9 protein-coding genes and 1 pseudogene are annotated in these 14,541 nt (G+C 40.8%); 3 read left to right on the plus strand and 7 right to left on the minus strand.

What is annotated here, in order from left to right; all coding sequences use genetic code 11:
• Nucleotides 1–44: 44 nt before the first annotated feature.
• Nucleotides 45–2,027: an arginine--tRNA ligase gene (gene argS, locus CTY47_RS08805; RefSeq protein WP_099464394.1), complete on the plus strand. Its 1,983-nt coding sequence runs from the start codon at nt 45–47 to the stop codon at nt 2,025–2,027.
• Between the two features lie 76 nt (nt 2,028–2,103).
• Nucleotides 2,104–2,370 (plus strand): annotated as a pseudogene (locus CTY47_RS08810) (VIT1/CCC1 transporter family protein); the annotation flags it as partial.
• A 169-nt stretch (nt 2,371–2,539) separates the two neighbouring features.
• Here the strand turns inward: CTY47_RS08810 and topA are convergent.
• Nucleotides 2,540–4,888: a type I DNA topoisomerase gene (gene topA / locus CTY47_RS08815; RefSeq protein WP_099464395.1), complete on the minus strand. Its 2,349-nt coding sequence runs from the start codon at nt 4,886–4,888 to the stop codon at nt 2,540–2,542.
• 118 nt (nt 4,889–5,006) lie between these two features.
• On the opposite strand from topA, the gene CTY47_RS08820 reads away from it, so the two are divergent.
• Nucleotides 5,007–5,270, plus strand: coding sequence for a tetratricopeptide repeat protein (locus CTY47_RS08820; RefSeq protein WP_099464396.1), 264 nt, complete (start codon nt 5,007–5,009; stop codon nt 5,268–5,270).
• Between the two features lie 108 nt (nt 5,271–5,378).
• Here the strand turns inward: CTY47_RS08820 and CTY47_RS08825 are convergent, their stop codons facing one another.
• Genes CTY47_RS08825 through CTY47_RS08850 form a run of 6 tightly spaced genes read right to left on the minus strand, consistent with a single transcriptional unit; the run spans nt 5,379 to nt 14,489 of the window.
• Complete coding sequence (locus CTY47_RS08825; protein ID WP_099464397.1) at nt 5,379–6,545, minus strand: PP2C family protein-serine/threonine phosphatase; 1,167 nt, start codon at nt 6,543–6,545, stop codon at nt 5,379–5,381.
• 8 nt (nt 6,546–6,553) lie between these two features.
• Nucleotides 6,554–7,408, minus strand: a complete 855-nt coding sequence (locus tag CTY47_RS08830; RefSeq protein WP_099464398.1) for a sensor histidine kinase — start codon at nt 7,406–7,408, stop codon at nt 6,554–6,556.
• A gap of 6 nt (nt 7,409–7,414) precedes the next feature.
• Nucleotides 7,415–8,569: a sensor histidine kinase gene (locus CTY47_RS08835; RefSeq protein WP_099464399.1), complete on the minus strand. Its 1,155-nt coding sequence runs from the start codon at nt 8,567–8,569 to the stop codon at nt 7,415–7,417.
• Nucleotides 8,570–8,588: 19 nt separating this feature from the next.
• The gene (locus CTY47_RS08840; protein WP_099464400.1) at nt 8,589–9,689 is read right to left on the minus strand and encodes a sensor histidine kinase; all 1,101 of its coding nucleotides are present in this window, start codon (nt 9,687–9,689) and stop codon (nt 8,589–8,591) included.
• 18 nt (nt 9,690–9,707) lie between these two features.
• Complete coding sequence (locus CTY47_RS08845) at nt 9,708–11,483, minus strand: TonB-dependent receptor (protein ID WP_099464401.1); 1,776 nt, start codon at nt 11,481–11,483, stop codon at nt 9,708–9,710.
• A gap of 9 nt (nt 11,484–11,492) precedes the next feature.
• Nucleotides 11,493–14,489 carry a tetratricopeptide repeat protein gene (locus tag CTY47_RS08850; RefSeq protein WP_099464402.1) on the minus strand — a complete coding sequence of 999 codons (2,997 nt, stop codon included), beginning with the start codon at nt 14,487–14,489 and terminating at the stop codon, nt 11,493–11,495.
• Nucleotides 14,490–14,541: the final 52 nt, after the last annotated feature.

The following is a 14,541-nucleotide window of genomic DNA, read 5'->3' on the forward strand; positions in this document are numbered from 1 at the left end:
CCTTTGCAAACAAAAACAAATCCGAACATACGTAATATACGATTATGACTATCGAACAACAGATTACCGAGGCAGTTATAGCCGGCATTAAAGAGCTGTACGGTGTTGAAGTACCAACCAGCCAAGTGCAATTACAAAAGACAAAAAAAGAATTCAAAGGACATCTTACCTTAGTAGTATTTCCATTTCTACGCATGTCTAAAAAATCTCCTGAACAAACAGCGCAGGAAATAGGTGAATATCTGGTAAAGAATGAAAAGGCCATAGATGAATTTAATGTAATAAAAGGATTCCTTAATCTGACAATTGCCTGCTCATGCTGGATTGACCTGTTGAACACGATAAACGGACAACCTTCATACGGCATCGTTCCGGTTACAGAACAGTCTCCGTTGGTAATGATAGAATATTCTTCGCCAAACACAAACAAACCCCTTCACCTGGGACACGTTCGCAACAATCTGTTAGGTTTCAGCTTATCTGAAATTATGAAAGCAAACGGCAACAAGGTTGTAAAGACAAATATCGTAAACGACAGAGGTATCCATATCTGCAAATCAATGCTTGCCTGGCAAAAATGGGGCAATGGGGCAACACCCGAAAGCACCGGAAAGAAAGGAGACCACTTGATTGGCGATTTCTATGTATTATTTGCAAAAAAATGGAAACAACAAATACAAAAAAAAATCAACAATCTTAATAATTATATGCCTGGTGTTAAAACACTAGACATATATTCTCCTAGGACTATAAAAAACATATCCAACAAACTCTACTTCTTTTTTAGAAGTTATAACATTGAAGAAAATCCTAATTTCAAACAAGCAATAACAATTTTTCTTGATCAGAATTTAAACAGCAATCATCATCTTTTAAAAACAAATATTATTAACACATTATCTAAATGGTTCGATAAATCTCTATTGTCTCAAGCCCGTAAAATGCTCCGTAAATGGGAAGCAGGAGACAAAGAAGTTCGTAACTTGTGGAAAATGATGAACAACTGGGTCTATGCAGGCTTCGATGAAACATATAAAATGATGGGAGTGAGCTTCGACAAAATATACTACGAATCCCAAACCTACCTCGAAGGCAAAGGCAAAGTGATGGAAGGACTCGACAAAGGTATCTTCTATCGTCGTGAAGACGGATCTGTATGGGCCGATCTCACCAAAGACGGACTAGACGAAAAACTATTACTTCGTGCAGACGGAACATCCGTATATATGACTCAGGATATTGGTACTGCCAAACTACGCTTTGACGACTACCCTATCAACAAGATGATATATGTAGTAGGCAACGAACAAAATTATCACTTCCAGGTTCTTTCAATCTTATTGGATAAATTAGGATTTGAATTTGGAAAAGGCCTGGTTCATTTCTCTTATGGAATGGTAGAATTGCCGGAAGGCAAAATGAAAAGTCGTGAAGGTACCGTTGTTGATGCCGATGATCTGATGGAGGAAATGATAAATACAGCCCGCGAAATCTCAAAAGAACTAGGCAAGCTGGATGAGATGACGCCCGAAGAAGCTGAAAATATTGCCCGTATCGTAGGATTAGGTTCATTAAAATACTTCATTCTGAAAGTTGACCCTCGTAAAAACATGACCTTCAATCCGAAGGAATCCATTGACTTCAATGGTAACACAGGTCCTTTTATCCAATATACTTACGCACGTATACGTTCCGTACTTCGTAAGGCAACAGAACAAGGTATCGTATTGCCGGCTCAACTGCCTACCAACATTACGATCTCCGAAAAAGAAGAGAATCTGATCCAGATGATTGCAGACTTTGCAAACATCGTACAAGAAGCAGGAAAATTATATAGTCCGGCTTGTATTGCAAACTACACCTACGATTTAGTAAAAGAATACAACCAATTCTATCACGATTTCTCGATCCTTCGCGAAGAGAATGCGGAACTGAAAAACTTCCGCCTAATGCTTTCGGCCAATGTTGCAAAGATTGTAAAAGAAGGTATGTCATTACTAGGCATTGATGTTCCGGAAAGAATGTAATTTCCGGACTATGGAAATAGACACACATACCAAACAAACACTTCTGCGGCTTCAGAAAAATGAAGCCACAGAAAGTATTGTTTATACCGGAATTGCATATATCTTCACTGTCGCAGCATTAGTAGCGCCTTTCATTTTTATCAGCCATGTTATTATAGCTTTGGCTATTATGTTAGCCATTGCATTAACCATCATAGCATTGTTTAACTATTATTACTCGGTAGCCCGAAGTGAAAGTTTCCGCAAACGTTTTACCGAGATGGCCGTATTGAGTTTCAGTGTTGCCGCATTAAGCTTTCTGATAGGGTATGCACTTAAAGAGTTTACGGTTATAGACGCATAACAACGCGCCTATAACCCTATTTTAATTTACATACTATCTCCTAACGGTCTTACCAGCGACCAATGGGTCTGTATTATTTTCCATTAATCCGCTTTCCGCTCCAACACTATAAGCAACTCATCACCATATTTATGCTTATAGAAGTTGTATTGTGGTATGGTAAGCTTTTTCAAGACTTCTTCTTTGCCGTACGCCTTTTTGTTGCAGCAGGCTTTTCTGCAGCCTCCGCAATAATTTTCTGACATTCTTCCAAAGTCAGCTCTTCGGGATGTTCAACCGATTTAGGAATCCTGTAATTAGAGCCTTTATAAGCGATATAAGGACCATAACGGCCATTTAATATTTCCAGATCAGGTTCTTCATCAAATTTCTTCATGAAGCGTTGTTCATCCTTACTGCGTTTGGCTTCTATCAACTCAATCGATTCATCCATCGTAATCGTAAGAGGATTCAGGTTTTTAGGAATAGATACAAACTTACCTTTAAAACGGATAAAAGGTCCGAAACGTCCCACTGCCGCAACAACTTCTGCTCCTTCATATTCTCCTATCTTACGAGGAAGATCGAATAGTTTCAATGCTTCTTCCAAAGTTATAGTCTCGATAGATTGCCCTTTCATCAAAGTAGCAAATTGAGGCTTAGGGGCATTTTTATCATCCGTACGGGCCTGTCCGATCTGAACTACCGGACCATAACGGCCAATCTTTACAAAGACGGGCTTACCACTCTTCGGGTCAATACCCAACTCACGCTCTCCTACCTTATGTTCTGTTCTCACTGCCGAAGTAGATTCTACAATGGGGTGGAACATTTTATAGAATTTATCAATTGCTTTCGTCCAATCCAATTCACCGTCCGCAACAGCATCAAATTCCTTTTCAACGCTTGCCGTAAAGTTATAGTCGAGAACAGAAGGGAAATACTCCATCAGGAAATCATTCACCACCGCCCCTATATCCGTAGGCATCAGCTTGTTACGATCAGACCCTACCGTTTCAACCTTATCAACTTCTTTGATTTTATTATCGGACAGAGAGATGACACAGTAAGAACGTTGTGTACCTTCCTTATCACCTTTCACTACATATTCGCGATTCAGAATCGTCTGAATTGTAGGAGCATAAGTTGACGGACGGCCAATGCCCAATTCCTCCAAACGGCGAACCAGGCTTGCTTCCGTATAACGGGGAGGACGCTGGGTAAAGCGTTCCGTAGCAACCATATCTTTTAAGACCAATGACTCATGCAAAGAAACAGGAGGCAACAACCCGTTCTCTTGTTCTTTTTCGCCTTCGTCATCCGAACTCTCGCGGTACACTTGCAAGAAACCATCAAATGCAATTACTTCGCCTACTGCAACAAACTTTTCCTTCTTATCCCCTATTCCTATAGATATAGTGGTACGTTCCAATTCTGCATCGGCCATCTGGCAAGCAATAGTCCGTTTACGGATCAGTTCGTATAATTTCTTTTCCTGGGCTGTCCCGCTTATATCTTCATTACTGATATAAGTAGGCCGGATAGCTTCGTGAGCTTCCTGTGCACCTTTACTCTTTGTATGATATTGGCGGAACTTATAATATTTTTCGCCATACGTATCAAAAATAGCGTCCTTTGTAGTACCCAAAGCCAAGTCACTCAAATTCACGGAGTCTGTACGCATGTAAGTAATCAATCCCGATTCATACAAACGCTGTGCTATCATCATTGTCTGCGATACGGAGTATCCTAATTTACGAGCTGCTTCCTGTTGTAAAGTGGAAGTAGTAAACGGAGGCGCCGGCGATTTTTTTACCGGCTTGGTAGTTATATCATCTATACTGAAAGAAGTACTCTTACAAGATTCCAGAAAGGCTTTCACTTCTTCTCTGTCTTTCAGTCGTTTATTAAGTTCTGCTTTAAGGATAGTAGTCCCGTCAGGCAAGATAAAGTTTGCTATTACGCGAAAAGCCGCTTCGGAAACAAAGTCGTTAATCTCGCGTTCACGCTCTACAATCAAACGGACAGCCACAGACTGTACACGTCCGGCAGACAAAGCCGGTTTCACCTTTCTCCATAAAATCGGAGACAGTTCGAATCCTACAATACGGTCTAACACACGGCGTGCCTGTTGAGCATTTACCAAATCTATATTTATATCGCGTGGTGTTTCAATAGCATGCAGAATAGCATTTTTGGTAATTTCATGAAAAACGATACGTTTGGTATTTTGTGGCTTTAGTCCCAACACCTCATATAAATGCCATGATATAGCTTCCCCCTCGCGGTCTTCATCGGACGCCAGCCATACTTGTGACGCTGATTTAGCCTCTGTCTTCAATTCTGCTACCAGCTTTTTCTTATCAGCCGGAATAACATACTGAGGCGTGTAGTTATGTTCAATGTCAATACTAAATTCTTTTGTCTTCAAATCGCGGATATGGCCATAGCTAGACATGACCTTGTAATCCTTACCAAGGAACTTTTCAATGGTCTTTGCCTTAGCAGGTGACTCCACTATTACCAAATTTTTCTGCATAATATCTTCACTTCTTTTGGAAATCGAGTGCAAACATACATAAATAATTACAGTAAAAGTACATTACTAACAATTTTTCGTAGTTTTGCAAACCTAACTATCAAGACTTAAAAAGAAGATGAAAAAAATTAAAGAGCTTATATTCAATGGTGAAACAGATGATGCCCTTCGACTTTTGGATGAATTCATTGCAACAAACCCAATGTCTGACGAGGCCTATTATCTTCGGGGAAACGCCTATCGCAAAAATGGAAATTTCCAACAAGCACTCAACAACTATTTATCAGCAATGGAATTAAACCCGGACAGCCCCGCTCATCAAGCTCACGATATGCTGATAGAGATTCTGAACTTTTACAATAAGGATATGTATAACCATTAACCCCCTAAAATAATAAGTATTAGCCCGATCCAATTCGCCGGAAAACCGTTTCAATCCCCGGGTTTACCAGTGCCTTTGGTCTACGGCTGCCCTTGGAATGACAGGCAACTATTCACCTTTATACGTTAAAGCCAGCATGGTTATATCGTCACTCTGTAAAGCTCCATTCACAAATTCGCAAACAGACTTGTTCATAGTTTCGACCATCTCTTTAGCCGGCATATTTTTCATAGAACGACATACCTCAATCAAACGTTCGTTGCCATATTGGTTATAATCGGCATCCATAGCCTCGCTTATGCCATCCGTATACAAAAACAGGCTGTCGTTGGCTTTCAGGCGGATCGTCTTCTCCTGATAGGTTGCATTCTCCATTACCCCCAAAGCCAAACCTCCGGTCAGCGGCAACATCGAAACGTCTCCTTCATGTTGAATATATACCGGGCGGCTATGTCCTCCGTTGCAGAAAACAAGTTCGCCGGTATGAATATTAAGGATGGCATAAAATACGGTCACAAACATATTGTTGACACTTTCCCTGCAAAGCAATTCATTCGATTGCTGCAATACCGTTGCCGGGGATAACTGGCGCAAAGCCGTAGCCCGTAAAACCGTACGGCTGATAGCCATAAATATGGCAGCAGGAATGCCTTTATCGGAGACATCCGCTATGGAAAAGCCCAAATGATTGTCGTCTATCAGAAAGAAATCATAGAAATCCCCTCCTACGGCTTTCGCCGCATTCATCGTAGCATAAATATCAAACTGCGAATATTGTGGAAACGGAGGGAATTGTTTCGGTAAAATAGACTGCTGTATATCGCGCGCAACCGTCAGGTCATACTGTATAGCTTCCAGCTGATTATGCTCTTTCTGCGCCTCTTTTATAAAGGCAATTTGCTCTACGGCTTTCTCTATAGTACGTTCCAGGTCTTCCATATCGATAGGCTTCGTTGCAAAGTCAAACGCACCACGGTTCATTGCAGTACGGATATTTTCCATATCCCCGTAAGCTGAAACCATAATACATTTCAAAGCCGGATTGCGCATTTCGTTAATCTTGGTCAACAGGGTCAAACCATCCATTTCCGGCATATTAATGTCACTTAATATAATATCGAAATCCGGTTGGTCAAGCATCAACTTCAGTGCTTCCAATCCATTGTGGGCAAAAGCGAACTCATATTCGCCCTTCCGTATCTTACGCCGGAAATACTGGGTTAACAAAACCTCCAGGTCCAGTTCGTCGTCTACACTTAATATCTTAATTGCCATACCGCAGTTTATTTATTCGTTAATGGGATAAGGAAGACAAAACGGGAAAACTCGCCCTCTTTCGTTTCCAGTTGAATAGTTCCGTGATGTTTCTCTTCTATAATAGATTTGGTGATGGAAAGACCTAGCCCTGTCCCTTCACCGGCAGGTTTTGTTGTAAAAAAGGCTTCAAATACCGCATTGCGAATATTTTCGGGCACCCCTGTTCCATTATCTTCAATACTAAGGCGTACCTGATCTCCCACCTTCTTCAGGTCTATGGAAATAGTAGGTTGGTAATCCAACGAGGATATTTTAGACTTACTATATACAGCATAACAGGCGTTATTCATTATATTAAGAACGGCCCGGCTGAAATCCTGCGGGATAAGGTTCATCATCGGAATAGATTCATCATACGACTCACGTATCGTTATATTAAATCCTTTATAGTTGGCACGCATCGAATGGTAGGAAAGCCATACATACTCCTTCACCAATTGCTGGATATTGGTTGGCACATACTCATCTTCCTTCCCTCTTGAATAAAGCAATATGCCGCGTATAATACTCGTAGCGCGATTACCGTGCTCTTCTATCTTATGGAGGTTTTCATGCAGATCATTCAATATGTCCGTAAACTCTTCATGAATAGAAGTCAACTTCCCCCATATTTCGGGCGAAAGAATCTCTTTTTCTTCTTCCAGTATGTCTTCCAGGTCATCTACAAGCTTGCCGGACAGTTTACTGAAATTAATAACAAAATTAAGCGGATTCTGTATTTCATGGGCAATACCAGCGCTTAACATGCCTAAAGAAGATAGCTTCTCAAGGTTCTTTATCTGCAATCGCAGATGTTCTATTTCCTTACTCTGATCTTCCATATACTATTATTCGTCTTCGTCGTTATCATGTGTGGCCGGACGAGGCTGATAAACCGGAATTGTTATCAAAAACTCAGTGTAATCGCCCTGCTCGCTTTTTACTTCTACCGTTCCTTTATGGTTCAGCACCACTTCTCGGCATATATAAAGTCCTATGCCAGCAGCCTCACTGGTAGGTTTGGTGGTAAAAAACGGCGAATAAATCCGTTCTTTTATATTATCTGCAATACCAATACCATTGTCACGTATGGTTATCTGCAATTTGTCTCCGTCGACCTTTAGTTTCAGAAGTATTTCCGGATTAAAAGCCACCTTTTCAGTTTTCTTTAACACGGCATATAAAGCATTCTGGAGTAAACCGAACAGCACATTGCTCATTTGCTCCATATTAACCTCCATCATCAAAGACAAATTCAAACCGTCGAAAATAATATTGATTTTCTTTTCTTCTATTTCTTTTTCATATGCTTTCTTCAGTTTATCCAGGGTAATACGGCATAAGTTGTTTATATCCGTTTGTGTTGTATTGCCACGGCGGTCTTTCAACAACTCTTCCATTGCCTTTACAATGCGTACAGTATTAAAGCCATGTTCCGATATTTTACCCAGATTGCCTTCCATCATATCCAGCAAATCCAAAGAGTCGTTATACGTATCTTTAGAAAGCCGTTCTTTCTCTTTTTCCAGGTTTTCCCTCAAATCCTTTATTAATGTAGAGGACAGGCTGGAGAAATTATTGATATAATTCAATGGATTCAGAATACGGTCTACCAATCCTTTTGTAAGCTGCCCCACAGTAGCCATCCGCTCCTGCTGCACCAGTTCATCCTGGGCCTCAGCCAAAGCAGATAAGGCAGCCGCCAGCTTCTGGGATTCTTCCTGAACAGCATCACGTTCCGAGCGTATTTCCTGGGTACGTACCTCCACCTCTTTCGCCAACTGTTCTTTCTGCTTTAACTTCTTACGATAGTTCGATTTATATATCTGTATGATAACAAGCGCAATGGCAATAGCTGGCATGATGCCATGCCCTACCTCAAAAACACCGGCCGTCTCTGCAATCAGAATAGCAGCAAATACAACCAGTCCTGCAGTAGTCAAACGTTCCGACCGTTTGATCTTGCCTTGAAGTACCTTTATTTCATCATTTAAGCTTCCCATACCATGCTCCCTCCTTTTTTTACTGATAAATAGGCATTGTGATGGTTACTTCCGTGAAACGATCTTTTTCTGAAGCAATTTCAATCTTACCTTTATGGTTCGATACAACTTCACGGGCGAGATATAACCCCGTCCCGGCAGCTTCCGCCGTTGTTTTCGTTGTAAAAAACGGAGAAAAGACTTTTGGTTTGATATTGTCTTCTATGCCTACTCCATTATCACGTATAATTATTTGCAGATTATCGGCCTTAATACCCATAAATAACGAAACAGCCGGTATATATTCGGACGAACCGGATTTCTTCATTACAGCATACATACTATTATTCAGAATATGCTGTAAAGATTTTCCTATCTGGTCTATATTCAATTCCATAGTCAGCGGGGCAGACAGTTCCGAAAAGTGAATAAGAATCTGGTTACGTTCTATTTCTTCTTTATAGTTTCGTTTTAATATATCCAGGTTAACTTTACAAAGTTCATTCACATCCACAGTCTTACGATTGCCTGAGCGATCTTTCAAAAGCTCTTCCATAGCCTTTACTATCCGTACAGTATTAGCTCCGTGTTTGTAAATTTTATCCAGGTTGCTACCTAATAAGACAAGTAGTTCAGCCGAATCATTAAAGTTGTCATGGTTACCATTCTTCAGGTCATTTTCCATATTGGCCTTAATATCCTTTGCCAGATTTACGGAAAGGCTGGCAAAGTTATTAATATAGTTCAACGGATTCAGAATACGGTCTACCAGCCCTTGTGTCAATTGTCCGATAGAAGCCATCCGCTCTTTTTGCAATAACTCGTCCTGTGCATCCGCTAAGGCTGTTAATGCTTGCGACAATTTCTGGGATTCTGCCTGTATCGTATCCCGCTGGGAACGGAGTTCATTTGTCCGGGCTTCCACAATATTGGAAAGAAATTCTTTTTTCCTCAAACTAACTCCCGTAAAATATTTATAAATATAAAGCGCTATAACAGCTCCTATCCAATAATAGGCAAGATCATACTTCTCCTTAAACACCAAAACAGCAACTCCTGCCAATCCGATCATAGAAAGGATCTCGAGAGCCCGTGTGCGTAACCGAAGATTTTCTATCTGTTTTATATTTATATCACCCATCCTGTTTTATCCCGTTTACTAGAAATTAATATTTACGCCAGCCATAGCGCTAAAGCTTTGCAACGGATAGCCGTAAAGTACCTCATATTTCTGGAATAAAACGTTATTCAACTTAACATACACACCAAAAGTATCATTAAAATTATATGTTCCCGTCAAATTAAGCTCATTAATATTATCCATCTTTACAGACTTGTATCCAAAAAGCTCTACATAACGTCCGGTAGCTAAATAATAGTCTAAGGCAATAGTCAACGGTTTGAACGGATGAATCGATACACCCGCATTAATCTCCATCTCCGGTTTACCCCATGCATGTTCCAAATCTCCCGAAGCTCCATCCCAACTGCTGCCGTATTTGGCTTTCCAGTTATTATAAACGCCTTTCAATGAAACATCCAGCCATTGATAGTTATATTTCAGGTTTGCTCCTGCAAAGAAATGTTTTGTGTCTATACCGCCCATCGGCTTCGTATAGTTGCCGAACTCACCCTCACGGTAAAGACGGGAAGGCAGGAATAACACATCATCGCTTGTAATTTTATATCCGGCAAACACATCAAACCAAAATCCATTGGCAACACCACTCTTGATACCTAACGTTGCATCCAGCCAGTTACGGGATGGAGTAATCTCTTCCGTAGGATCCATATAACGGTTAATCAACGACATATCATACATACTGTTAGAGTATAGCTTTCCGCCGGCTATGGCATATAATACGGTCTTATCCGCCACCTCCATATCAAAAGCGACGTCCGGGCTAACCATCATTTTACTGTCGCCACCGGTAACAAACATGACATTCACTCCCAATTTCAGGTTCCAATTGTCTCCTTCCACCTTATAGTAAGGAGAGACACGTCCTTCCGCATGATTTTCGAAGAATAAATATTCCTGTGTGCCATTCGTGGGCAGGCTGTAATTAAAGTATTCAAAATTACCGCCTAATCCGATCTTCTGATTACCTCCAAAACCGGCATTCAGATCAAATTTCACGTCAAACGTATTCTCTGTCGGACCTTTCTGGTCTTTGCTCAGTGCATATTTATGAGAAAAATTGGTATAACCCAGATCAAGCAGATAACCAAAAGGAGCATTTTCCTTCGATTCCACACCTGCATTAAACTGAATGGTCTGGTTTACCTGGTTGGTAGTACGATCGGGTTCATATCTTTCTATCGGCGCAATCGATTGAACCGGATTAACCATTGGCAATCCGTAGTAGTTGAATGCCGAATAACCATACTTCGCACCTAACAGCAAAGACAGTTTTTCAAAATTATGCCTGAAGTCGATGCCTGCCAGGTTATCATTCAATTTGGCTTTTACTTTCTCATCTTCCTGAATATACTTTACTTTTCCGTTTGTCGAACGATGTGAGTACCAAACGTTCAGTTTGTCTTTATCCGTACTCAATATATGATAGCCTATATCTCCATTCAGATTCAAATACGTACCGGCGCCAAAATTAAAATAGCCGCGACGTTTGTTGTAAGCCATTTGCGTCATAATATTACCCGAAGGCAACAGGCCTATTTCTTTAGCCGGATCGGCCGGAACCGTAAAGGTTGCATAATCGATAGGTATTTTACGGACAACAGGCTCTTTTACAACAGGCAATGTGTTTACCTTATTCGCATCCTGTACAGAAGGGTCGTATTCACGTTCCAATGTCATTTCACGGTTCAGATTTTTATCCTTATCCGTTTTATTCTCTTGTGCGCCGACTGTGGTTACAGTACCCATCATAGCAAGCACACACAACGTTTTTACACTATATATCGTCTTCATCGTAATCTTTTATTTCTTTAATTTACCCAATCTGTCTTCAATCATACCGGCAATATCGTCGTTACCTTTATAGTTGTTTTGCAAACTAGTCAGATACTGGCGTGCCTGTACATCGTCTCCTTGACGGATATAAATATCAGCCCACAAGATAAAGCCGCGTGCCAACCAATATTGATGCGGTGTCCCGTTCTTAGCAAAATCTTCAAGAACCTTTTCCGCATTCTTATCATCGTTGGTATCATAATATAATTGAGCCAACAAATATTTAGCTTCCGCACCATGAACAGTACGTGTATCTTTACTAATCTCTTTCAGGTCGGCAAGCGCCTTATTGTCCTGCTTCAAAGAAATGTATGCTTTAGCACGGGCATAACGGGCTTCTGCGCTCACTTCCGGCGAAAGCTTGGTTTCTTTCAATAATTCTTCTGCAGCCAAAAGAACTTCTTTCGGTTGGCCGGTAAACTGGGCGGAGCGCATAACTCCAAGTTTTGCAGCCTGTTTATTTTCCGGATTTTCAGCTATGATCTGCAAACGTTTGAAAGTTTCCAGGGCAGCCGGATAATCTTTACTCAGATATTCTATCTCAGCCTTACGGGCAACCGATTCTTCCATAAACTTCGTATCGCCACTCTCAACAACCAGGCCAAACAAGTGTTTTGCTTCGTCATATTCTTTCTTTGCAAATGCGATACTTGCCAGGTAGAAGTTTGCGTTTGAACTGAATGCGCCTTGCGGGAATGTTTGCAAATAGTTAGTAAGGCTTCTGCGTGCGCCTTCGTTATCACCACGCATAAACAACTTTTCTGCAGCCAGATAAGTCAATGAATCCTGCTCGCTTACTTCAAAACGGACATTGCCTCCCAAAGAATTGGCATAATTGGCAAACGAATTAATGTCGTTTAATTCAATATATACGGATTTCAAATCTTGCAAAGCAACTTTTGCTTCATCACTTCCGGGATAGTTACTTATAACCATCTTATAAGCCTGGGCCGCTTTCTCGGGTTGATTGTCATTAAAATAAATCAAACCTAACTGTACGCCTGCTTTGCGCGACAAGCTGCTCTGCGGAAACTTTTGAATCAAAGACTCGAACGTCTGTGCAGCTGCCTTATTGTTATCCAGCAATACATACGAACGTCCTTTTTCAAACAAAGCATCATCTATATATTGTGATTCCGGAAATTCACGTATCAAACGATCCAGAATACTAATCTTTCCCTGATAATCCTTCTGCAAACCCAATACGAAAGCCTTCTGATACATTGAATAATCTCCGGCAGAAGGTTCCAACTGGGCCGCACGGGAATAATTGTCCTCGGCTAATGCAAATTGACGGTTATGGAATAAACAGTCTCCAATACGGTTATACGCATCAGCCAGTGAAGCCGTATTATTACTGTTTTCCATATCTACATACTGGCGGAAACGACTCAATGCATTATCATATTCTTTTAATTTAAAATAGCTATATCCCAGGTTATAATAAGCCAAAGCATACATATCCGTATTACGTTGGCCATTATTCAAATATGTCCTGTAATCAGATATGGCTTTTTCATATTCACCCTGGCGGTAATAGCATTCGCCACGCCAGAAATAAGCATCATTGCGAGCTTCCATATTATAAGCTCCCAATGCTATGGCACGGCTGAACAGATCTATTGCCTCATCCAATTTCACGTTGGCGAAAGCCTGCGTTCCCAACTGGAACAGAATATCCTGTTTTGCCTCTAATATTTTAGTACTCGGATGTTTGATTTTATTAATCGAAGTAAGAGCCGCCTGGTAATTCTTAGTAGTAAGATAGACTTCTACCAGATAGTCGTTCACTTTATCAGCATATCTTGAATTCGGAAAATCGTTCAGAAAATCTTCAAAAATCGTAACCGATTCCCCAAAACCGGTAAAGGCTGTTTCATGGATCAGCAGTGCATAATTATACATGGCAGTTTCCTTAATCTGCTGATCATAAGAAGATGTGGCAGCTGCCTCAAACGCCATACGGGCATTGTTCTTATCATTCAGTTTCAAATAAGACTGACCCAAATAAAGATAAGCATTCTGAGTCAGTGCATCATTTTCGCCAACCGTACGTCCCAAAGCATTAACTGCACTACTATAGTTGCCTTTATCATAATAACATACTCCCAGGATATATAAGTCTCCGCGCAAAGGCGCATCGGTTGATGAAACATATTTACTCAACATAGCGATGGATTTGCTTTGGTCTCCCATATGGTAATAAGAGTTACCAAGCATGCGATATACCTCCGCATTATTCTTACTATCCGGATAAGAAGAGAGAAGTTGCTCCCCTTCTTTTACAACTCTTTCATATTTGCTCTGGATAAAATATATCTGTGTGATATAATACAACGATTGCTCACGATAGGCAGGAATTTCCTTCAATCGTGAAAATTCGGCAAGCGCGGTATTGTATTTAGCCGTTGCATAATCGATATAAGCCATATAATACGCAGCTGCTTCGCGATACTTGGTCCCAACTTGTTCGATACGGGCAAAATAACCTCGCGCCTTTGCCATATCGCCCATTTGCAACAAGGAATAAGCTAAACGAAAACTATAAGTTTCCTGTTGTTCAGGGTTTAATACGTCTATATTGGATTCGCCAAACCAAAAAATGGCTTTCTGATACTCTCCGCGTCCGAAATGAACGGAAGCAATCAGATAATTGATTTCATCACTGTGACGAGACGAAGGATAGGTCTCAAGATAGTCTTTTAATAATTCGTCGGCATTTGGCCTGCCCTGTTCATAAGCGGCATATACTAACATATAATCGGCTTCCTGAATCAAATCGGCATCCGTCGAATGCTGTTTATAAGCCTCCAGCTTGTCAATACAGCCAGAATAGTTTTTTAAACTAAACAATTCTTTGCCTTCTACGAATAAACGGTCGGGCGCTTCGAACTGATACGACCGTTGCCCGTTTGCCACGTGACTTCCCAGTACCAGACATAGCGGAATAAGTATTCTCTTCATCACTCATTTGCTTTTAAGGACAGATACTTATAGTACCTGTTTGTTCTAAATT

Origin of the sequence: Parabacteroides provencensis (assembly GCF_900232875.1) — a bacterium.
Classification (GTDB): domain Bacteria; phylum Bacteroidota; class Bacteroidia; order Bacteroidales; family Tannerellaceae; genus Parabacteroides; species Parabacteroides chinchillae.